We start from the raw sequence: 22,367 nt of genomic DNA, 5'->3' as shown, positions 1-22,367 counted from the left end.
AGAAATTGATACGGCAGATCAATCGATAGAGGATACGGGAGGAAAACAACCATGTCATTGGAAAAAGCAGAAAGTCACTTAAAGGAAGCCGGATTTTTGGATCATGTTATTGAGTTAAAAGAGTCCACAGCGACGGTTGCGCTGGCAGCGGAGGCGTTAGGCGTGGAGCCGGGGATGATTGCGAAAACGATGTCCTTTTTGCAGGGAGAACAGCCGGTATTGATTTTGACAGAAGGTACTGCGAAAGTGGACAACCGGAAATATAAAGATACGTTTCACGTGAAAGCAAAGATGATTCCGTTTGAGCAGGTGGAGGAGGTCACCGGTCATGCGCCAGGCGGTGTCTGCCCGTTTGGTATCAAGGATGGAATCGAAGTGTATCTGGATGAGAGCCTGAAGCGTTTTGAGACGGTTTATCCGGCAGCGGGCGATGACCACAGTGCGGTACGTCTCACGATCCCGGAGCTGGAAGAAGTGTCCGGAGCGAAAGGCTGGGTGGATGTCTGCAGGGAGCCGGAGGATCAGCAGCACGAGTAGGTGTGGGAGATTTTAGGAGAATTCATATGAGAGATGTGAAAGCAACGGGGAGAAGCTGGGGAGAAAATGAAAACGGCGGAATCAGGGTGGGTTCCAGATTGGGAAAGAAAGGTCACTTGTGCCGGAAAACGTTCGTCCGTCTGCTTTGCCTGGCAGCAGCCATGATGGTTCTTGGATCTTTTACCGCCTTTGCCAGAGCGGGAGGTGCTTCCGGCGGCGGAGGCGGCGGAGGTGGCGGAGGTGGTTCTTCCCATCATCATACAAGCAGCAGCCGGGGACAAGGCGGACGGGCAGGTGCGTTTCAGGCGCTTTTGCTTACGGGAACCTTTGTGATTCTGGGAAGTGCCGGAACCATTACATACCTGCACCGGGCAAAAAAGAAACAGGCGGCAGCCCGTGAAAAATTGAAAGAATTTTCCATCGGAGAAGATCATTGGGATCGGAGTGAGATACAGGAGCGGGTGCGGGAATCATATTACCGGATTCAGGAATGCTGGCGGGATCGTGATCTGGAAAAAGGGCATCCTTACCTGAGCCAGAAGATGCAGCAGGAGTTTCAGACGAAATTTGAGTGGAGCAGGATGCGCCATGAGGTGTTTGTCATGGAAGGGATCCAGCTTCTGGATGCGATTTTGGTGGAAGCGGAGAATGAGGACGGCGACGACCGCGACTATATCTGGTATTTGATCCATGGAAAGATGATCGACTATGTGTATCACGAAGAAACCGGAGAACTTTTGAAGGGTTCCCGGAAAATGGAAGATTTCTTCGAATATTGGAGGTTTGTTCTGGAAGATGGAAACTGGGTGCTGGATGAGATCTGCCAGAAGGAAGAAGTGGATAATGGGCGGAAGTTGTGCTGAGAGGTGCTTTGAGTGCTCGAACACGGCAGCTGCGGATGCTGTCCGGTAGATATGCTTGAAGAGGAAAAGTATAGAACCTAAAAGTGAATGGAGCAAGGAAAGTGGAGCAGCAGGAAGAGTGAGGAGACTTTAGCTGCGGCGCAGAAATGCCAGAATTGCGCGCAGATAAGGCGCCGGTGTCCGGAATATGGAAGTATGCCGCCCCCCGGTCATTAAAAGAAGCCGACTGGTTGGAATCTGCCTTGCTAACCAGCGGGAGTGTGAGGGCTTAATGAGATCCCGGGTTCCGGCGATCAGCAGCACAGGAACGGAGATGGTTTGCAATTTCCGGGCACTTAAACGGGGCGAGTGAAGTAAAAGAGAAGTCAGATTTCGACGGCGGAGGACGCGGTGCGTCAGCCGGGTAAGAAAGTCAGGCTTCTTTTTTTGTTCTGCCGGAATCCGGGGGAAAATTGACCCGAAATGGCATTGCCTTTCTTTGTCGGCACAAACTGCGGATGTGGCGGAAACAGAGAGATTCTTCTGAAATGGCAGGGAAACTTTCGGGGTGGACAGTGCAGAGACCGCAGAGGACCCGGAGGATGCAGAGGCAGAAGAAAAGCTGCATTTTAAAACAGGCAGCAGGAGATTCCCCAGGAGATTTAAAATGCTGTGCAGCATTTGGGCGGCAAGGTGCAGCGGCGTGAGCAGCCCGTCCGGTGAGGCGTTGGCGCTGATACAGATGAGCGTTTTCAGCCGCTCCGGGTATTTGCATGCGATCTCCAGCCCGATATTGGCACCATCGCTGAATCCCAGCAGGTGGACGGAGGAAAGATGTAAGTGGTTAAGCAGGGCGATAACGTCGTCTGCCATATCCTCTGTAGAGAACCCGTGGAGCGCTGTGTGGACAGACAGCCGGGAACGCCCATGTCCCCGGCTGTCCATCAGAATCACCTGAAAATCGGGCAGAAACGTGCGCAGAAATGGGTAAAAGACGGCAAGGGACTGGCTGTTTCCATGCAGGATAAGGAGCGGTGTGCCGCTGCCGTACTGTTCATAGTAGATTTCTGCGCCGGAGGTGGTGAGATAGCCGGAACGTTTCATCGTAAGAGCGCCTCTTTTCTGGTAAAAAAATGAAATTTATCAGGCTGCATCCAGCATGATAAAAGCTGAGTTTAGTCTGCCTTTTTATCTGCATCTGTCTGCTTTCTTGTGTCGGGCTGCTTCGTGCTGGAAGAAGCAGCCCAACTTACCTGGCGAGATGGTTTACTCTGATGTGTCAGGGAAGTCCTCTTGTTTCTTAGTCGCTGAGCCCATCCTTTTACCAGATCCTCCGCTGCCTCGCGGATCTGATGCGGATTCTGAATCGTCACAAGGGCATAAAACATGTCTGGTGTTGGAATCTTCGGCAGGTAAATATAATAAGAAGGAACCCATTCGGTCGGGCTGTATTTTTCCTTGGCACGGTAGAGGTCGCGGAATCCATAACAGTCGTTCAGGTGGTTGTAAGCGAAGCAGAGCAGCTTTTCGACCGGATTAGAGCTGTCATTTTCCAAGCCAGCGAGCGGGGCAACACCGAGGCTGCCATACTCAATGCCCTCGTCTTTGAAAACCTGAAATGCGTCGTAAAGAATCGTCTCCATCACGCCGCTCGGTGCGCCGGTTCCGTGGCGGGTGACGTCCGCCATGTAGCCTCTTTTGCCGAGAAATGGGACAAACACGATGAATGCCACGATTTTTCCGTCGGCGTCGGTGGCGTAGAAATATCGCTTGTCCATCGGATTTTCCAGCCCGACAGTTCCCATAACGAAAGTCAGCATCGAACTCTTTTTCTGTTGCAGCCATTCGTTCGTGATGCGGTTCAGATCTGCCTCAATCTGTGCATCCCGCTGCTTCAGCGGGCAGTATTCATGGACGACGACCCCGGCTTTCCGGGCGTGGTTGATGTTCATCCGCATCTTGGCGCCTTTCTTGCCAGAGATTTCATAGTCCGCAAGGTGGAAACGGGCTTCCTCCCCGTTTTTGACCCATCCAAAGCCTTGCTTCTTATATTCTTCCAGAAAATGGTCAGTGACGCTGATAAAAAACAGGTTGTGAGCGCTGCGCTGGCAAAATTCTTTAAATTCTGCCAGGAGAACCGGAAAATCGCTGTCCGCGCAGATGGGATCGCCGTTGATGACGATGGTGCTGCCAACGACTCCGTAGGGGATGACGCCGTCCACCTTCTGACCGAAATATAGGAGCTTGTCATCCTCCAGCGTCAGGTAGGCGCTGGGATTCTGGCTGTACAGGTTGACGAGGGTGCGGGCATGCATCAAATCCGAAGCATGGCTGACTGGACGAAGCAGCCATGGGCGGACCGCATACAGAATGGAGGCGAGGATGCAGCCCCAGCTGAACCAGAATGTAACCAGTTCGACTACATGTGTTTCACGTGAAACATTGCCCGGATTTCCCATGCCGAAAATCATGGCAGTTCCCTGAATGAGACTATCCATCAGCGAATCAAGAGAGGTTTCTCCCAGCGGTTTTACCGAAAAATGATAGCTGATACCGGCATTGACGATGATGCCTGCCAGTGCCAGCAGTAGAAACAGGAGAGAGCGTCCGAGGCTGCGCCGGTCAGACGGGCAGCAGAAGTCCTTCCGAAAACACAGGAGAAGCAGAAATAATACGGCTTCTGCCAGGTGAAACGGAAGATACAAAGGCGAAGAAAGTGCTGTCAGCCCGCGTAAAAAGCTTAAAAACAGCAGGAGAACAGCAATGTTCCAGGCGGCGCGCTTCCGTTTCCAAAGCTGGAAGGTCAGGATGAAGAGCACGACAGAAAAGGCACGCTGTACCATGTGCCCCATTTCCAGAAGGATACCGACGCGGTTTGCCAGTCCCAGCCCTGGCAGGAAGCTGAGAATAAAAAGTACAAGGGAAAGAACGCCAAGTGCGCCGATCAAGGTGTTTTCCAGTTGGATTCGTGAGTTCTGTTTCATATTATAATGTCCTCCGTGTCAGTCTTGTACAGATATAATCTGTAAGGTGCTATGAAACGGGCATAAGCGCACAGGCGGCTTATGCTTGCCCTTGTTATAGTACGGAAAAACAGGGATGTCAAGATAAGATTTTGCATGGAAATAGGCGTGGAGAAATTCCGTTACTGTTTACGGGTAGGCACTTTTGGAACCGAAGGTGCCGTAAGAAAACATGGTGGCAGCAGGAATTCTTTATGATAGAGGCAAAGGCACAGGGGGATTATGCAGACAGAAAAGGAACGGTTCAAAATGGAGAAAAGAAGCAGTTTGTTGGATGATTGACAAGCGAAGAACGCAGTTTCTATGGAAATCAAAGTAATAAAATGTAAAATTTTTGAAAAATACACAAATATATCAAAAGTGAATAGTTAAAACAGTTGAAATCCACCAGAATGCGTGCTATAATCTGGACATAGGGTGGTTAAAAAATTAACAGGAGGTAGTATCAATATGGCTAGATTTACATTACCGAGGGATCTCTATCATGGAGAAGGATCTTTAGCGGAACTGAAAAATCTGAAAGGCAAAAAGGCAGTCGTTGTCGTTGGCGGTGGTTCCATGAAACGCTTCGGTTTCCTTCAGAAAGTAGAAGATTATCTGAAAGAAGCTGGCATGGAAGTGGCTCTGTTTGAGGGAGTAGAGCCAGATCCGAGCGTTGAGACCGTTATGAAGGGCGCAAAGCTTATGCAGGAATTTGGTCCGGACTGGATCGTAGCGATCGGCGGTGGTTCTCCAATTGATGCAGCGAAAGCGATGTGGGCATTTTACGAGTATCCAGATACCAAGTTTGAGGATCTGATCACTCCGTTCAATTTCCCGACACTGCGTACAAAAGCAAAATTCTGCGCGATTCCGTCTACTTCTGGTACAGCAACTGAGGTTACGGCATTCAGCGTTATTACCGATTATCATAAGGGTATCAAATATCCGTTAGCAGATTTCAATATCACACCAGATGTAGCGATCGTGGATCCGGAGCTGGCTGAGACCATGCCGCAGAAGCTGACCGCAAACACCGGTATGGATGCGATGACCCATGCGATCGAGGCGTATGTATCCACACTTCATTGTGATTACACCGACCCGCTGGCACTTCACGCAATCAAGATGATTCATACCTATCTGGTTAAATCTTACAATGGCGACAAAGAAGCGAGAGCACGTATGCACAACGCACAATGCCTGGCAGGTATGGCATTCTCCAATGCACTGCTTGGTATCGTCCATTCCATGGCACACAAGACAGGTGCAGCTTACTCCGGCGGACATATCGTTCACGGTGCAGCGAATGCGATGTATCTTCCGAAGGTTATTAAATTTAACTCCAAGGAACCAGAGGCAGCTTCCCGTTATGCAGATATCGCGAAGTTCATCGGTTTACAGGGAGACAGCGACGAGGCTCTGGTTGACGCTCTGATCGCCGAGATCAAAGAGATGAACAAGCAGTTAAATATCGCTCCGAGCATTAAGCTCTATGAGGGCGGAATCATTGACGAGAAAGAATTTAATGACAAACTGGCAACCGTAGCAGAGCTGGCAGTTGGCGATGCATGTACCGGTTCCAACCCGCGTTCGATCAATCCGGAGCAGATGGCGAAACTTCTGACCTGCTGCTTCTATGATACAGAGGTTGATTTCTAATTTAAGAAGCTTCTGAATTTAGAATGCAAAATTAGAATGTAAAACATCGTGTTTCGATGTTGGAAGCGGTTCTGAAAAGAATCAAATATGTAAAGTAAAGAAGCCATCCGGCTAAAAACTGGATGGCTTTTATCGTTGTGTTTTTTTGCTATCTGGTGTTTTGCATTTTTGGTGAATGGCGCGTTTGTGTTCTATGTGTTTTCTGCGTGGCTGTTTTTCTCGCCGTTTTCTCCGTCTGCCATTGCGTCATGCTGTCCGGTCAGCTGTGCCAGAAGTGCTTTCGCTTCCTCCGTACAGCGGAGAATCTGTGCCTGGTCCGGCAGCTCGATGTCGTGGATCAGGACATTCCGCAGCTTGCGGAGCTGGACAATCTGGTTGATCATTTCTTTGTCAAAGAGATCCATCCGCTTGAGTGTATTGATATTGAAGGCACCGCGGGAACGCGTCGAGGTGCGCCGTGCAGTCTTGTTGAGCAAGCGCTCTAAGGGTACCCACTCCTCGAGAAACTGGTTGACTGCCTGCAGGGTTTCCGGTGAGGCGGTCTCCGGTTCCGTCCGCAGCTCCTGGTAGCACTGGTAGCGCTTTTCATTGCCGGAGATAATCTGATCGATGATCTGCTGGGAAATGGTGCGCCGATCCTTTTCAAATTTGACAGACCGCAGAATCGGGGTAATATCTTTGAGACCAGTGAGCTGTAAACGCTGCAAAAGCCGGTAGAGCAGGGCAATATTTCCCATTCGAAGCTCGATGTCCTCGGTTTTGAGATGGCTGCTCAGGAAATTATAGAGATAGGACGCCAGCTCGTACTGGCTTCCAAACGCGGCATTGCGGCTGCGGAGCCGCTCATTTCCGGCTGCCTGTAGGCGTTCCAGCGCGATCTCACCGGCAAGGACTAGACCATTTAACTCATCTAAGATCGACAGCTCTTCCTCGGATAAAGTTCCCTGCATTGGCTTGTAAATCAGATCGTGTTCAACCTCGGACCAGGCGTGCATGATCAGGGACGCCACCTGGATCTCGATGCGCGCCGATCCGTATTTTTTCTGTGATTCATTCAAAATTTCATCGCGCATCCGCGCGCGGTAATGGTTCGCCCAATAGCCGGAAAACCGTTTGTGGTAAGTCGGGGGTTTCGACTGTTCCGGGAACTGTTTAAATTCCAGAATGTTGAAAAGCTCCGAGATGATCGCATCTACCTTGCCACGGTCACCGGGGAAATACAGGGAGACGCGCACACCGGACAGATCGGCAATGTCGTCGTAGATTTCCTCGAGTGTCTGGTATGGTTCTTCACGTCTGGAATTGCGCCGCTGCACTTTTGTGCGGAGTCTGGCGGGATTCTTGGCGCGAGAGGTCACGATCGCCCGGATACCGGCATTTTGCAGGGCGAGCTGGAGTTTCTCTGCCGCGAGCCGCCCGGCTGCGTCGTAGAATGTCCATTTCATCTTGTATGTATCGATAAATTGTTGTATTAAATCCATAAGCAGCCCCTCCCAAGGTGCATAATAAAGCTTAGAAGAAAGCATTCTGATAAAAGAAATGCTTCTTCTTTCTATCATGAAGTATAGCAAAGATGGAAGCACTCTGCCAGTGGTTCTATGTAAAAAATATGTTACTGTACACGCATACGTGTCCAGTAACGGAATTTGCCGTGGCTTCGCATTTAAATACGGCAAATTCCTGCTGCCACCACGTTTTCTTACGGCACTTTCGGTTCCCAAAGTGCCTACCCGTGTATAGTAACAAAAATATTACTGTCCCCACATGTGTGCCCGGTAACCTAATATGGACTTATACACAGATTTGTGGTAAAGTTATGGACAGTGACAACGTGAAGAAAGAAAAGTAAGAGGTAACGCGGAGAAAACGGAACCGTTACAAAGAGACGAGAATTATGGGACAGTTTATAGTATTGGATCTGGAATGGAACCAGAGTCCGGCGGGCAAGGAAGGCTCGATGAACCGGCTTCCATTTGAGATTATTGAGATAGGCGCGGTAAAATTAAATAAAAATCTTCAAATTATTTCGGAATTTCGCCGTCTGATCCGCCCGCGGGTGTACCGGCAGATGCATTATAAGATATCAGAAGTGACGCATATGTCGATCGAGCAGCTTGACACAGAAGGCGAGGATTTTGTGCGTGCGATGACCGAATTTTTAGAATGGTGCGGGGATGATTACCGGTTCTGTACGTGGGGCTCGATGGATCTGACTGAATTGCAGCGGAATATGGTATATCACGGGATGGAGCTGCAGTTTCCATCGCCGCTTCTCTATTATGATTTGCAGAAAATCTATGCCCTGATCCACGGCACCAAGCAAAAGGAGTCGTTAGATACCGTGGTAGAGGAATTGCACCTCACGGAAGACCGCCCGTTCCACCGGGCGCTGGATGATGCGTACTACACGGGGCGTGTCATGAGTGAGATGGACTTTTACAGCATGATGGAGTATGTTTCAGTGGATTATTACCAGCCGCCGCTGACGGAGGAGGAAGAGATCTACCTGGAATTTCCAGAATATGCGAAATTTGTGTCGCGTGAGCATGAGACGAAGGAAGAGATTTTGGAGGAACGGCGTGTGGCGGAGATGGTTTGTTACAAATGCCGCCGGACCTTGCGGAAAAAGATCCGCTGGTTTTCCTCAAACCAGAAATTTTACTTCTGTCTGGCGGTCTGCCCGGAGCACGGTTATATGAAGGGAAAGATCCGGATGAAGAAGTCGGAGGACGGCTCGTTCTTTGCTGTTAAGACGACGAAGCTGGTCGGTGAAGAGGGAGCGGCCTACGTGGAGCAGAAGAAGGAGGAAACGAAGAAGAAGCGCGCGGAACGCAACAAGGCGAAGAAGTCTGGAAAGGCGGCAGAAGCAGCCGAGTAGGGTGAAGGCAGCCGAGCGGATGGAGCGTATGAAATAGGAATTAGAGAAAAGAAAAAATTCATAGAAAAGAGTTACTGGATATGGAAATGTTTCTCCTGCCTGTTTAGAGTAAGGTAAAAGAAGAGAATTTCCACATCTGGTAACTCTTTTTGTGTCAGTTATGGGATTTTATGCGAACGTTTCTTCCTTTTTTTCGCCAGCGCCGTTCGGCGGTCCTGCATCATCAGGTCGAAATCTGCTTCGGACATTCCGCTGTCGCGCAGACGTTCTGCGCGACGTCTGCGGCGTTCTGCGAGGGCGTCCTCCTCCTGGCGGCGCTGCATCTGGAGAAAACGGATGCCGGCGGTGACCGCGCCAATCACGACAAGAATGGCGGTCAGTGCGGCGATGAATGCCGGTGGAACGCGGACGGAAATATGAAACAGCTGTCCAAAGGATTTACCGGTGGAACTATTTTCCTGATTAGCAGCCGATTCGGGCGGATTGGAGAGCGGCAAGGCCTCCGAGGAGCCGTTTGAAAGGGCAGTGTCGGAGCTGTCCTGCGCGGTAGCTGTTGCCGCCTGGGATACAAGCTTTTCGGGAATATCTGCCGCTGTCTGGCTGCTGTCGGTGAGGGTCAGATATGCCTGGCCAACCTTGTGATCGCCGAGCGAATAAGTGACACAGGCGATCGTGCCGTCCGGTGCGCCAGCCGGGATCTCATAGTCGAAGGAGGTCGTTGTCTCCGAGAAATCCGCTGTTTTTGGAAGTACCACGCGGCTATCTGGGTCGATGGACAGGGATTCGCCCCCGGCGGTAGACACATCTGCAATTTTCAAATCTTTTCCGATATTTGAAAAAGTTTGATCATAATCTGCAATTTTGACCGACTGGAAATTGTTAAATCCAAAGTCGAGCAGCCGGCTGGTATCCTCATACTGCGTGTTGTTGCTGTGCAGGATGACGGTAATCAGTGTCGTATCGCCCTGTCTGGCACCATTGACCAGTGTGTTGAGGGCGATGGAGGTATAACCGGTTTTGCCGCCGAGAACGTCCGGACGGTAGTACTGCGGCCAGTTCTTTTTGACCAGCTTATTGCCCGGGGAGATGCCCTGTCCCTCGGGATTTTTCTGGTTCGGCGGCAGTTTATAGTAGGTTGTCTCGACGATCTTGGCAAACGTAGGATTTTCAAATGCCGCCCGCGTGATGAGCGCCATGTCGTAGGCGCTGACATAGTGTTCCTCGTTATTCAGACCGCTCGGATTTGCAAAATGCGAATCCTGGCACCCAAGCTCGGCGGCTTTTTCATTCATCAAAACAGCAAATGCATCAGCGGAGCCAGCAACGTGCTCGGCGAGTGCGTTGGCAGCCTCATTGGCTGATTTTAAAAGCAGGGCGTAGAGGCAGTCCTTGACGCTGGCAGTATCGCCTGTATCGTATCCGGCGCTGCTGCTGTTGGACTCCACGTTGTAGACCGCGCTCTCGGAAAAGGTGACCGTCTCATCGAGGGAACAGTGCTCCAGAACGATGAGGGAGGTCAGAACCTTCGTGATACTGGCGGGAGAGTAGGTTTCATGGATGTTTTTTCCATATAAAACGACTCCGGTGTTGGCGTCCATGACGATCCCGGCATCGGAGTCAATGGAAATGTCCGACGGCCATTCGGTGGAGGCAAGCGCCTGCATCGGGGCGGCGAGCAGGGACAGCAAAAGTGTACCAATTAAAAACAAGGACAACTTGCTGCCTGTGCTGCCAGCTATTTTCGTCTTCAAATCCGGAGCAGCCGGGTGGCTGGAACTACCTGGAGAGCTGCCGCCTCCGGAATTTCCGGAATTTTCTGCTCCTGATTTGCCCCTGCGGTGTTCCTGCAGGATACATGCAAGGCAGAGAAGAAACAGGGCGCCGGTCATCAGGCAGAAGGTGATGCCGATCCGGGCGGCGGTGTCCATGAAAAATGGTTCCGGCACGATGTTGATCAGAAGATCGGTCCGCGGATCGAGCTGCCAGAGATCATTGGTAAAGAAGATTTTGTGGAAAATAATAAAATATTTCGTAAAATCAGTGGAAATGATCCCGGCAAGCAGGGCGGTCACGCCCAGAAATAAAACCGTCCCGGCGCAGAGCATCCGTGGCAGCAGGTGTTTTAACGGAACCTTGAAAAGTGCCAGCAGTGCAACCGATGCCGCTGCCAGAAACAGGCAGAGGCGGCGCAGCGCCAGTCCTCCAAGAAAGAGGTTACGGACATCCGCCATGTGCGCCTTCTCTCTGGCGTTGAAAAATTCGCGCGGCGTCCCGTCTACGACGGTGTCAATGTTCAGATCGTCGCGGCTGCCGCGCAGATACGCCATCATCTCGTCCGTCACGTAAAGCAGGTCGTCCATCTCCATATGGACATCATCGGCAACCTGGTAGCGGGTGTATTCATTTTCATAATAATGCGGCGTCCAGTAGGCGACGGCTTCCACCGAAGTGATCAGAAACACGATCATCAGACTGAAAGCACAGATAAGCCCCAGAAGCCAGCTTAAATATGTTTTTTTCTGTGTCATATAAAACCTTTCGCGGCTGTCGGGTTGTGGTACAGCTGCAGCCTTTCATTTTATGTGATAAATTTGTAAAGAGGTCGTTTGTTCTATTTTCCTTGAAACGGCTCTGTATGTTAAAGTTTCCGTTTCGTTATCCAGTATAACAGTTTCGGGGAAGCATGAAAAGGCGCGAAATGGAAAAATATGTGAAATTTTTGTTACTGTTTACGGGTAGGCACTTTTGGAACCGAAAGTGCCGTAAGAAAACATGGTGGCAGCAGGAATTTGCCGTATTTAAATGCGAAGCCACGGCAAATTCCGTTACTGGGCACGATGCGTGAACAGTAATAAATTTTTCGAAAGAATGGCGGGAGGGAGGAATAGGGGCTTGCCAGATGGCGGAGGATTCCTGTATACTGGGGGAAGATGTTATAATCTGGAGCAGAAAGAGAGAGGATACGAATATGATAAAGGCAGTCATCTTTGATATGGATGGGGTCATCATTGACAGTGAAGGAATTTATCTGAATTATCTGTATGAATATGCAAAAACGAAAAATCCGGAGGTGACTCTGGAGAGTCTGCACGGGACGGTGGGGACGACGAAGCAGGACTGCTGGATGGTTGTGGAGAAGGCGATCCACAATGGTCAGACCTGGCAGGAGCTGCATGACGAGTATCTGGGGCGCTGGACGGACATTTTTAACTCGATTGATTATCTCTCGATCTTCCGTCCGGAGATTCTGGATGTGATGGATCGCCTGAAAGCAGAGGGCTTCCGGCTGGCGGTCGCATCCGCGACGAATATTGAGCAGGTGGAGCGCATTTTAAAGGAAAATGGCGTGGCGTCCCGTCTGGAGCGGATGATCAGTGCGAGTACGTTCAAGCGCAGCAAGCCGGATCCGGCGGTTTACCTCTATACGGCGGAGCAGATGGGTCTGCAGCCGGAGGAGTGCCTTGTGATTGAGGATTCGACGGTCGGCATCACGGCGGGGCACTGCGCGGGAATGACAGTGGCGGCGCTCATCGATAACCGTTTTTCCTTTGACCGGAGTCTGGCGGACTATGAGTTAAATTCGCTGGAGGAGATTGTGCCGCTGGCGGAGAAAATTCGGGATTTGAAGTAAAATTTGAGTTGAGTAAATTCAGGGATTCATTGCGGAAAGTATAATTGCGAAAGTGATGAACCATTGTACAAAGAAAATGAAAAGGAACCATGTATGTCAGGGAGAAGAATCACTGCATGTATGGTTCCTTTTTTGGCTGATTACTGCGAAACCTGCCGGATAAAGTCTCTGGAAACGTAGGCTTCCTGTCCGTTGTAGCTGATTACCGCCCATTTTTCGTCGTAATCACGGAGATATTCCACATCGGTATCTGGTGCCAGAACGCCAATCCTGTCAGTGTCGGTGGATGGTTCTGGACGGACATTGACTGTATCGGTGGTCCGGTAAACGGTCGATTCTGCGGCAACGGTCTCTGCCTCGGTTTCTGGAGCCAGCGATTCGGTGCTGACGGCTGCAGTAGAATCCGGTTTGGCATCCGTCGCAGGGCGTATCATCTTGATGATCAAAAGCAGCAGGATGATAATAATAATCAGAAGCACTGGTTTAATAATGCTTCGAAATTCAAAAGACGGACCGCCTGCATAGGCGCGCGGACGGCGTCCCCCGGAGCTGCCGGAACGTGTGCCGGCAGGTTTTCCGTTTCCAGAGCCGGCAGAGGGATGGCGGCTGTTCCCGCGGAGGCGGGAAGAAGCGGAGGTTGGAGCTGCACTTCGGGAAGCCCGGGTGGATTTTTTTGTGTCATTGTAGTCATTTGCGAAGGTGTAGACCTCCTGCGACAGAAGGTGATGCGCCTGATTGGCGTTGTAGGCGCTGTTGTCTCCCTCATGGATCGCCTTGTTGCCGATCGTGCGGATCTTGTGGTAATGTTCGCAGGTGGTCTTGCTGATTTTTCCGGCGCTGTAGAGGGCATCGATCATTTCCAGAAGGCCGGTCTCCAGGATGCCATATCGCTCGCAGAGGCATTTGACCATGTATTCAAGGGTCTGGCGGGCTTTCACCATCGCCAGGTTATAATTCTTCTGTCCGATCAGGCGCTCGGTCTCGCGGACCCCGCCGTGGATTTGTTCCCAGGTGCTCTGACCTGTGTTAGCTGTTGTTCCCATAGGCATATCCTCCTGTGTATATGATGCAGGTCCGAAACCGGCGTGCCGACGGCTGTTCCCGGACGGATCCTGACTTTTGAATGTCCGGCGAACGGGTGAAAAGACGGCAGCCATTTCGTGACCGTATGTTTGGTTTTGTTCTAAAATTATTATAATATAATCGGTTGAATTATTCATCTATAAAATGATGAAAATTGGAAAAGTTATGAAATTTGTAAGAAAAGGACACAAAGTCGGACGGATTAGAAAGGACGGCATGGAGGAGAGTGGAGGCTGTTTATGGGCAGGCATTTTTGGAACCGAAAGTGCCGCAAGAAAACGTGGGGGCAGAAGGAATTTGCCGTATTTAAATGCGAAGCCACGGCAAATTCCGTTACTGGGCACGTATGCGTGAACAGTAACACGGGGATCGTAAAATGGTGTGAAAATAGAGCACCTTTGCTTGCGAAATGGGGGCTTCAATGGTAAGATAAGGATAGATCCGGCGGGTAAGCCGGGGCGTCTCAACGGAATGATACGGTACGGAAGAAAGTCCATCCGGGACGGCGCAGATTGTAGACAGCAGGAGGAACGAAGATGAGATTACGCCATATACCGGGCGCAGAGCAGATGATAGAAGAAAACCCGCATGTGGTTCATGGGGCGAAGGAGAAGAAGGGAACCTGGCAGCAGATTTTTGGAAATGACCATCCGATCCGCATCGAGGTGGGTATGGGTAAAGGTCAGTTTATTTTGGAGCAGGCGTCCCGCAACCCGGATGTGAATTTTGTGGGTATTGAGAAATATTCGACGGTTCTTTTAAAGGCGATCCGCAAGAGAGAACAGATGGAACTGTCCAATATCTATTTCTTATGTGAGGATGCCAGAGAACTGGCAGAGATTTTTGGACCGGGGGAAGTAGAGCGGATTTATTTGAATTTTTCGGATCCGTGGCCGAAGGACCGCCATGCGAGACGGAGACTGACCTCGCCGCCATTTATGGCAGTGTACGATCAGGTTCTCCAGAAGGATGGAAGAGTCGAGTTCAAGACGGACAACCAGGATTTATTTTCCTATTCCCTGGAAGCCATCCCGGAGGCGGGCTGGCGCATCACAGAATATACCCGTGACCTGCACCACAGCGAGATGGCAGAGGGCAACGTCATGACCGAGTACGAGGCAAAGTTCTCGGCGCAGGGCAAGCCGATCTGCAAGCTGGTGGCAGTGCGGTAGGAAAATCGTTACTGGGCACGGGTAGGCACTTTTGGAACCGAAAGTGCCGTAAGAAAACGTGGTGGTAGCAGGAATTTGCCGTATTTAACGGTTATCTGAGCTGGCAGAGCCGGAATAAAGAAAATAAAAGCTGCATATATTTACTATAATATAAAGAAGGATGGCTGGATGCGCGGCGGTGCTTTTTGTGAGAAATCTGGACTCACATGAATGGTAACGAGGTGCGCAGAGCGTTTGCCAGAAATCAGGAATGGATATTAAAAAGCAGCTTACACGGAAACTCATTCAGGCGACCAGCGATAAGGTGGAACTGAATAAACAGGCGTTAAAATGGAAAAAATCGATGGAAGAGGCAGCAAAGGCACTGGGAGGCGGTAAAAAGAAGCCGTCGTAAAGAGAAACAGGGCACTTCTGTTGACTGCCTGTATGGATAGAACGAAAGGAGGAAATGAGTGATGGAAATGAAGTTTACGACCGCGAATTTTGAGGAGGAGGTACTGAAATCGGAGATTCCGGTACTGGTTGATTTTTATGCAGACTGGTGCGGTCCGTGCCAGATGATGGCGCCGGTGATCGGGCAGCTGGCGGGCGAGTATGAGGGAAAAGTGAAGATCGGAAAGCTGAATGTCGATGAGAACCCGGATATTGCAGTCCAGTATAAGGTTATGTCGATCCCGACGATGATTATTTTCCGGAATGGGGAAGTGTTCAGCAAGGAAGTCGGCGCTAGTTCAAAGAAGGAAGTGGAGAAGGCGATTGGGCGGGCGCTGTAAAAGCTGCGTCTTTGGAGTCCGGCGTGGGGCAGTTTGAAAAGAGTCGCATCTTTGAAATCCGGCGTGCGGCAGCTCGAAAAAGCTGGCGCTTTTCCTCGCTGTCGGGCATTCGCCCTATAAAGAAAAAAAGAGATAACGGATGCTGCTTATGTGCAAGCACAACGCGTCATCCGCCATCTCTTTTTTTCTTTGCACGCCTCATTGCTAACGCACAAAGTGCCTGCCCCACAGCTCTCGGTCTGCGAAACAAGCACTTGATAGTGCGCCTTCAGGGACTCGAACCCTGGACAAATAGATTAAGAGTCTACTGCTCTACCAACTGAGCTAAAGGCGCTTATTTTGTTTTCTTGCGGATGCCTCATCCGTAAGACATGTGTTATTCTACTCCATCCAGAATAAAATGTCAACAGTTTTTTAAATATTTTTAAAAATATTTTAAAAAGCATTATTTTCGGTATTTTTAAAACAGATAAGGGTATGGGCGAAGGAGACTCAGAGGGTATATGGGATGTAGCCATGGGAGAAATGACGAGGTGGGTTTTGCACATGGGACGGTGGATAAGTCTGGAAAGAACGTCGTGGAAAGGGGATCACAGATTTGGGTGTTTGTAAAGGGAGAAAATGATTTTTGTGCAAAATTCTGATTCGAAAAAATATAGGGGAATCCTCTTCCATTTTTAATCTAATTGGTGTATGCTTAAATACGTCACGACGAACACACTATATATTGTGTTATGAAAGAAAACGAGTTCAATATTTTGTGTGTAATTCTAAAAATTACCTAAATACAAATCAAAAATAAAGCCAATCGTAAGACAAGTCGGAACGGAAAAGAATCCTGTCAGTGAAGGCATCCGGACATGAAAAATAGCCTGTCAGAAGAAGGCGCTGCTCTCATGAATGAGGAAATGAGAGTAAGCTGGGGGACGGGAAATGGATACAGATGGATGTTCGATGTATGCCATAAAAGTAGAAAGAGAAATCACAGAAACAGGAACCGGCGAGTCAATTTATAGATTATAGAAGACAAGTCATAAAACGGGCTTAAGGGTAAGGAGAGGGAACAGGGATGGAAGACACAGTAACAACCAATGTAATCAAACGAAATGGAGAAGAAGTACATTTTGACCGGGCGAAGATCGTAAATGCGATCACGAAAGCAAACGGCAATGTGGAGCGTATTCACCAGATGAACCCGTACCAGATTGAAGCGATTGCAGATACGATCGCCGAGCAGGTGCAGGAGATGCCGCACGCGGTGAATGTGGAAGATATCCAGGATATGGTAGAGACCAGCATTATGGAGATGCGTGGTTATGAGGTTGCACAGAAATATGTGCGCTACCGCTACCGCAGGGAGTTAAAACGCAAGTCCAACACGACCGATAACGGCATCCTGGCACTTTTGGACCATATTAATGAAGAAGTGAATCAGGAAAACTCCAACAAGAACCCGGTCATCAACTCGACCCAGCGTGACTACATGGCGGGCGAGGTCAGCAAGGACTTATCCAAGCGTGTGCTGCTGCCGGAGGAGATCGTCCGCGCGCATGAGGAAGGCATCATCCATTTCCATGATACCGACTATTTTGCACAGAAGGAGCACAACTGCGACCTGATCAATCTGGAGGATATGCTGCAGAATGGCACTGTGATCAGTGAGACGATGATCGAGAAGCCGCACAGTTTCTTTACGGCCTGCAACGTGACTACCCAGATCGTGGCGCAGGTAGCCAGCAACCAGTATGGCGGACAGTCCTTTACTCTGGCGCATCTGGCACCGTTTGTGGACATCAGCCGTCAGAAGCTGCGCAAGAACGTGATTGCAGAGCGCACCGAGTGCGGCGAGGCACTGGATGAGGATATCATCAACCGCGTGACCGAACGCCGTCTGCGCGAGGAGGTTAAGAGCGGCATCCAGACGATCCAGTACCAGCTTATCACCCTGATGACCTGTAACGGACAGGCTCCGTTTGTCACGGTATTTATGTATCTGGACGAGGTTCCGGAGGGACGGACCAGAGATGACCTTGCGATGATCATCGAGGAAGTGATGCTGCAGAGAATGCAGGGCGTCAAGAATGAAAAGGGCGTCTGGATCACACCGGCGTTCCCGAAGCTTATCTATGTGCTGGACGAGGACAATATTACGGAAGGTTCGAAATATTGGCACCTGACTGAGCTGGCAGCGAAATGTACCGCGAAACGGATGGTTCCGGACTACATTTCCGCTAAGATTATGAAAGAATTAAAGAAGGGCGAGGTTTACCCGTGCATGGGCTGCCGTTCTTTCCTGACGGTAGAGGATTCCCAGATGCTGCCGAACGGCAAGCATAAATTCTATGGACGTTTCAACCAGGGTGTTGTTACGATTAACCTGGTCGATGTGGCTTGTTCTTCGGAGGGAGATATGGAGCGTTTCTGGCAGATTCTCGATGAGAGACTGGAACTGTGCCATCGTGCGCTCCGCTGCCGTCATGAGAGGCTGCTCGGCACGATCTCCGATGTGGCGCCGATTCTGTGGCAGAATGGTGCGCTTGCCCGCCTGAAAAAGGGTGAGACGATCGACAAACTCCTGTACAACGGCTATTCTACGATTTCTCTGGGATATGCAGGTCTGTATGAGATGTGTATGCGGATGTTAGGAAAATCCCACACCGATCCGGAGGCGAAGCCATTTGCACTGAAAGTTATGCAGCGTCTGAACGATAAATGCAAAGAGTGGAGAGAGGCGGAGAACATCAGCTATTCTGTATACGGCACGCCGATGGAGTCTACGACTTATAAATTTGCAAAATGCCTGCAGAAGCGCTTCGGTATCATTCCGGGCGTTACGGATAAGAACTATATCACGAACAGCTACCATGTACACGTATCCGAGAAGATTGACGCGTTCAGTAAGCTGAAATTTGAGGCAGAGTTCCAGAAGCTCTCCCCGGGCGGTGCGATCAGCTACATCGAGGTGCCGAATATGCAGACTAATATTCCGGCAGTTCTCTCTGTGATGCAGTTTATCTACAATAACATTATGTACGCGGAGCTGAACACCAAGAGTGATTTCTGTGAGAAGTGTGGCTATGACGGCGAGATCAAGATTGTTGAGGATGAGGCTGGCAAGCTGGTGTGGGAGTGCCCGAACTGCGGCAACCGCGACCAGAATAAGCTCTTTGTCGCACGCCGTACCTGCGGCTACATCGGAACTCAGTTCTGGAATCAGGGACGTACCCAGGAGATCCGCGATCGGGTGCTGCATCTGTAGGATGTGGTGAAAGCCTCCGAGAGTACATTGGTCTAGGGGAGGAAGATATGTATTACGGAACCATCAAAAAGTATGATATTGCCAACGGTCCTGGCGTGCGTGTCAGCTTGTTTGTGTCGGGGTGCCGCCATCACTGTAAGGGCTGTTTCAATGCGGAGACGTGGGATTTCCGATATGGACAGTTATATACAGAAGAGACGGAGAAAGAGATTTTAGCGGCATTGGAGCCGGGATATATACAGGGCTTTACGCTGCTCGGCGGAGAACCGTTTGAGCCAGAAAACCAGATGGAACTGGTACATTTACTCCGGAAGGTGCGCGAGACGTATCCGGAGAAGGATATCTGGTGCTACAGCGGCTATCTCTGGGATCGGGATCTGGCAGCCGGCGGCGTTGTCCATACAGAGGTGACAGACGAGATGCTGTCCTACGTGGATGTGCTGGTGGACGGCGAGTTTGTCGAGGCAGAGAAGGATCTGACGCTCCAGTTCCGCGGCAGCCGGAACCAGAGGATTCTGGAGCTTAAGAGAATAGGAAGAAAATAATAAGAATGAGATAAAAAGCTGCTGCAGATCGGAAAAAAACTTTCTGATCTGCAGCAGCTTTTTGCATTACAAGGGAGATACAGCAAGCATATACGTGCCTTTGTAATCCGGGGCAGGCTATCATAAGTGGATATTTGCTTCAAGGGGCATAAATAACCCACCTAAGCATCCGTATTTGTGGTAAGATGGACTTAATAGGGGGTATAGCTATGGAGTCTGGAATTCTGATGATTGTGATAGTGGTTATTGGTGTCTTTTATCCGGTATATACAGCCTGGATTTCTCTGGTGGCGGCACCGGTGTATCTAAAGATAGGTTTCCTGTTTGCGATGGCAGGAGCACTTCTCGTCATGAGAATCCTGCGGAAAGAAAAGCAGATAAAATGGATAGTTCTGATCGGCATTCTGGGGGCATATGCCTGGAGTCTGTATAGTTGGTATGACGAAGAGTGCCATTACCAGTATGCGAGAAGCGTGCATGGAGATTCGGGCAATGCTTTGATGCTGTTTGTTGGTACCTTTACATGTCTGATACCGTTGTTTTTGCTGGATGCCGAACTGACCTGGTGGATGGAGTCCCGGAAGAAAAAGAAAGAAGAGAGTCCTGAATCTGAGAAGGAAACAGAGAAAAAAGAAAACCGTCTGGCAGCAGGAATGAAAAACTGGTTTGGAAAGCATCGCCAGACGCTCTGTACGCTGCTTATCTGTGCGATGGGCTGTGGACTTCTCGTGGTTCTGCTATATCCGTATAAGTGCTGGGAAGAAGGATGTTACAATCTGGCCTTTGATGGCATATACTGTGAACAACACAGGGCAGAGAAGATAGAAGAAAGTAAACGGGAAGAAGAGGAACGTAAAAAAAGAGAACGGGCTGAGCTGATAGAATTACAGAAGAAAAAAGAAGAAGAGGAATCAAGAAGCTACGAGGAATATCTTAAGCGGATAGAAGAGGATCCCTTGTGGGAACTGAAACAACGGAGCCGCAAAAACACACCTGTGCAGAGGGAAATACCATCGGTGCGAAAGAAGCTCCAGAATCCATATGCAGCGTATGATGCGGGATATGATGATGTTATGGAAGGCGATGATTATGACTGGGATCGCTACCATCGAGATTCAGAATATGCCGATGGCGTAGATGATGCCCTGGATGAACGGGAAGAGTATGGACGGGATGACTGGTAAGGTATCTTGCTGGTGGACACTTATATATAATATTCGGATAGGTTAAGCGATACTGTCTTTTCAGAGGCGGTACCGCTTCTGTTTTTAAAAATAGGATCACCAAAAAGAGCTGTCACAAAAGCCGGTGCAAACCGTCGGTTGACAGCTCTTTTTTGGCGTGCGATCCGCACATGAAATCACTTGTTTCCGAATGTTTAATACATTCCATCGTAAGGATCTTCTTCCTCATGAACTTCAAATAGATCGCCGGGCGTACAGTCCAGTGCGGAGCAGATGCGGGCGATGGTGCTGAAGCGGATGGATTCAGTTTCATTGTCCAGAATTCGGCTGGCATTTTTATAGCCAAGCCCGGTCATGGCGATAAAACGGTATTTCGTCAGACGCTTTTCAGCCAAAAGTTTATGAATGCGAAGTTTAATTGTGACAGTTTTCAATTCGGAATTTCCTCCTTTGTATACACACAGTGTTACCTTAAATATAAAGGATTTTCAATGTGCGGATAACTGGCTTAAACAATAGCTGATGTAGAGGAACTTATAGATACATTAGAAACGATTCACTGGTTTGGGTATAAAAAAAGAACTGCCACGCTCATGACAGTTCTTACGAAAACAAATAGTATAGTAAAAAACATCAGCTGTGAATCGCCTTTAAGGCGCCTCACTCCCCCCATTCTCTTCTGCGTAAAACATCCGGTACTGCGCTGGGGTAATGCCGATCTCCTGCTTAAATACGCGGATAAAATAGGATGGGATCCGCAGTCCTACCATCTCACCGACCGACTGGATCGTGGCGTCGGAGTGGAGGAGAAGCTGGGAGGCGTGTTCGATCCGCAGTTTTTTCAGGTACTGCATCGGGCTGGCACCGTATGCCTGGTGGAAGCTGCGGATTAAGTGGGACGGGCTGTAGGAATACTGGCGCGCCAGATCGTTTAAGGAGATCTCCTCCGTGTAGTGGGCATCCAGATAGTCGCGCAGCGTCCGGGCGATGCTTTCCTTCTCGCGGCTGTAGCAGTACGGCGCATAGAGAACCTGGAGAAATTCAATGAAATCATTCTGGAGCTCAAACGGCGTCCGCACGGAGGACGGAAAGCTCTTTTTTTGTGTGTATTTGCTGAAAGAAACCAGGTTCATCCGCTGCAGATACTTTTCCAGCTTCTCCCGGTTGGCTTCCGGCACGGCGCCGGTGCGCGGCAGGGAGAGAATGAAATTCTGCGGCGAATAGTAAAATTTCGGCGCGGCGCGCCGGGTTACGTTGTCCGGGTAAAATTCATCGGACAGGCTGTATTTGCCGTTGGTATAGAAATGCACCCAGCTCGTCGTGGTCTTTTTCTGGCAGACGCGGTTGCCGCGGTGCGGGGTATCGGGGGTAATGATAAAAAACTGCCCGGCATTCAGTTCAACGCGGAACGGATCCTGTTCGAGATATAAAGTTCCGCTGTGAACATAGATAAGATCAAAGACATTTCGGATCGTCCGGCGCTCATGGATATCGCCGGGGCGGTAAACACATCCGCCTCCGACGATAAAATAAGGAAGGGGCGGACAGTTTAAATTAATAAAATTCATGATGTATGTACTCCCGTTTAAATAAAAACAGCCACGTAACAGGAATCCTGTCTGAACCGCAGAGAGGCAAACGAAAAACAGGACAACTTTGTCAGGTTGTTAAACAAATTTAAAATATCAATTTTATTATATCAAATAGAAAGAAAAACAGCAAGAATCTGTTTGGAAAATCCCTTATATTTGCAGAAATAAAACACTCTACTTGAGAAAATAAGAGGGGATGAATGAAAA

At 49.7% G+C, this 22,367-nt stretch carries 19 protein-coding genes and 1 tRNA gene; 12 read left to right on the top strand and 8 right to left on the bottom strand.

The window, feature by feature from the left end; translation table 11 throughout:
• Positions 1–51 precede the first annotated feature (51 nt).
• Positions 52–537 carry a YbaK/EbsC family protein gene (locus PG862_RS02495; RefSeq protein WP_270706370.1) on the top strand — a complete coding sequence of 162 codons (486 nt, stop codon included), beginning with the start codon at positions 52–54 and terminating at the stop codon, positions 535–537.
• Between the two features lie 26 nt (positions 538–563).
• Positions 564–1,400, top strand: a complete 837-nt coding sequence (locus PG862_RS02490) for a Tim44 domain-containing protein (protein ID WP_118293331.1) — start codon at positions 564–566, stop codon at positions 1,398–1,400.
• Positions 1,401–1,529: 129 nt separating this feature from the next.
• Here the strand turns inward: PG862_RS02490 and PG862_RS02485 are convergent, their stop codons facing one another.
• On the bottom strand, positions 1,530–2,360 hold the full coding sequence (locus tag PG862_RS02485; RefSeq protein ID WP_243021916.1) for an alpha/beta fold hydrolase: 831 nt from the start codon (positions 2,358–2,360) through the stop codon (positions 1,530–1,532).
• On the opposite strand from PG862_RS02485, the gene PG862_RS02480 reads away from it, so the two are divergent.
• Positions 2,283–2,516: a hypothetical protein gene (locus PG862_RS02480; protein WP_243021917.1), complete on the top strand. Its 234-nt coding sequence runs from the start codon at positions 2,283–2,285 to the stop codon at positions 2,514–2,516. The genes PG862_RS02485 and PG862_RS02480 overlap by 78 nt on opposite strands.
• 38 nt (positions 2,517–2,554) lie before the next feature.
• On the opposite strand, the gene PG862_RS02475 is transcribed toward PG862_RS02480, so the two are convergent.
• Positions 2,555–4,363 (bottom strand): bifunctional lysylphosphatidylglycerol flippase/synthetase MprF, encoded by a 1,809-nt coding sequence (locus PG862_RS02475; protein WP_270706367.1) that lies wholly within the window; start codon positions 4,361–4,363, stop codon positions 2,555–2,557.
• Between the two features lie 489 nt (positions 4,364–4,852).
• Between PG862_RS02475 and PG862_RS02470 the strand changes: the two genes are divergently transcribed.
• Complete coding sequence (locus tag PG862_RS02470; protein WP_022359140.1) at positions 4,853–6,043, top strand: iron-containing alcohol dehydrogenase; 1,191 nt, start codon at positions 4,853–4,855, stop codon at positions 6,041–6,043.
• Positions 6,044–6,234: 191 nt separating this feature from the next.
• Here PG862_RS02470 and PG862_RS02465 read toward each other — a convergent pair whose 3' ends face one another.
• The gene (locus tag PG862_RS02465) at positions 6,235–7,524 is read right to left on the bottom strand and encodes a RelA/SpoT domain-containing protein (RefSeq protein WP_118468988.1); all 1,290 of its coding nucleotides are present in this window, start codon (positions 7,522–7,524) and stop codon (positions 6,235–6,237) included.
• Between the two features lie 413 nt (positions 7,525–7,937).
• Here PG862_RS02465 and PG862_RS02460 point away from each other — a divergent pair, with 413 nt between their 5' ends.
• A complete protein-coding gene (locus PG862_RS02460) occupies positions 7,938–8,921 on the top strand; it encodes a 3'-5' exonuclease (protein WP_022359138.1) in 984 nt (327 codons plus the stop codon).
• Positions 8,922–9,079: 158 nt separating this feature from the next.
• Here PG862_RS02460 and PG862_RS14335 read toward each other — a convergent pair whose 3' ends face one another.
• On the bottom strand, positions 9,080–11,449 hold the full coding sequence (locus PG862_RS14335; protein WP_333563180.1) for a TIGR01906 family membrane protein: 2,370 nt from the start codon (positions 11,447–11,449) through the stop codon (positions 9,080–9,082).
• Between the two features lie 440 nt (positions 11,450–11,889).
• Between PG862_RS14335 and PG862_RS02445 the strand changes: the two genes are divergently transcribed.
• Entirely contained in the window at positions 11,890–12,552 is a 663-nt protein-coding gene (locus PG862_RS02445) for an HAD family hydrolase (protein ID WP_107000922.1), read from the top strand.
• Positions 12,553–12,692: 140 nt separating this feature from the next.
• Here the strand turns inward: PG862_RS02445 and PG862_RS02440 are convergent, their stop codons facing one another.
• Positions 12,693–13,595, bottom strand: coding sequence for an SH3 domain-containing protein (locus PG862_RS02440; protein ID WP_118468986.1), 903 nt, complete (start codon positions 13,593–13,595; stop codon positions 12,693–12,695).
• A 576-nt stretch (positions 13,596–14,171) separates the two neighbouring features.
• Here PG862_RS02440 and trmB point away from each other — a divergent pair.
• From trmB to trxA, 3 genes are all read left to right on the top strand, one after another.
• A complete protein-coding gene (trmB, locus tag PG862_RS02435; RefSeq protein WP_107000919.1) occupies positions 14,172–14,807 on the top strand; it encodes a tRNA (guanosine(46)-N7)-methyltransferase TrmB in 636 nt (211 codons plus the stop codon).
• Between the two features lie 250 nt (positions 14,808–15,057).
• Positions 15,058–15,201 carry a hypothetical protein gene (locus PG862_RS02430; RefSeq protein WP_181357206.1) on the top strand — a complete coding sequence of 48 codons (144 nt, stop codon included), beginning with the start codon at positions 15,058–15,060 and terminating at the stop codon, positions 15,199–15,201.
• A gap of 61 nt (positions 15,202–15,262) precedes the next feature.
• A complete protein-coding gene (trxA, locus tag PG862_RS02425) occupies positions 15,263–15,580 on the top strand; it encodes a thioredoxin (RefSeq protein WP_107000918.1) in 318 nt (105 codons plus the stop codon).
• A gap of 261 nt (positions 15,581–15,841) precedes the next feature.
• Here the strand turns inward: trxA and PG862_RS02420 are convergent.
• Positions 15,842–15,914: transfer RNA gene (locus PG862_RS02420), tRNA-Lys, on the bottom strand.
• 735 nt (positions 15,915–16,649) lie between these two features.
• Between PG862_RS02420 and nrdD the strand changes: the two genes are divergently transcribed.
• The 3 genes from nrdD to PG862_RS02405 all read left to right on the top strand — a co-directional run bounded on the left by nrdD (position 16,650) and on the right by PG862_RS02405 (position 20,568).
• Positions 16,650–18,839 (top strand): anaerobic ribonucleoside-triphosphate reductase, encoded by a 2,190-nt coding sequence (gene nrdD / locus PG862_RS02415; protein WP_270706365.1) that lies wholly within the window; start codon positions 16,650–16,652, stop codon positions 18,837–18,839.
• 47 nt (positions 18,840–18,886) lie between these two features.
• Positions 18,887–19,384, top strand: a complete 498-nt coding sequence (gene nrdG, locus PG862_RS02410) for an anaerobic ribonucleoside-triphosphate reductase activating protein (protein WP_118471691.1) — start codon at positions 18,887–18,889, stop codon at positions 19,382–19,384.
• 209 nt (positions 19,385–19,593) lie between these two features.
• Complete coding sequence (locus PG862_RS02405; protein WP_270706363.1) at positions 19,594–20,568, top strand: hypothetical protein; 975 nt, start codon at positions 19,594–19,596, stop codon at positions 20,566–20,568.
• Positions 20,569–20,762: 194 nt separating this feature from the next.
• On the opposite strand, the gene PG862_RS02400 is transcribed toward PG862_RS02405, so the two are convergent.
• Positions 20,763–21,002 carry a helix-turn-helix domain-containing protein gene (locus PG862_RS02400; RefSeq protein ID WP_022359127.1) on the bottom strand — a complete coding sequence of 80 codons (240 nt, stop codon included), beginning with the start codon at positions 21,000–21,002 and terminating at the stop codon, positions 20,763–20,765.
• 216 nt (positions 21,003–21,218) lie between these two features.
• Complete coding sequence (locus PG862_RS02395) at positions 21,219–22,136, bottom strand: AraC family transcriptional regulator (protein WP_270706362.1); 918 nt, start codon at positions 22,134–22,136, stop codon at positions 21,219–21,221.
• Positions 22,137–22,367: the final 231 nt, after the last annotated feature.

The organism is Clostridium fessum, from assembly GCF_027698965.1.
GTDB classification, from domain to species: Bacteria; Bacillota; Clostridia; order Lachnospirales; family Lachnospiraceae; genus Otoolea; species Otoolea fessa.
The sequence above is the reverse complement of the archived record's forward strand: the minus strand, read 5'-3'. Positions and strand labels throughout refer to the sequence as shown.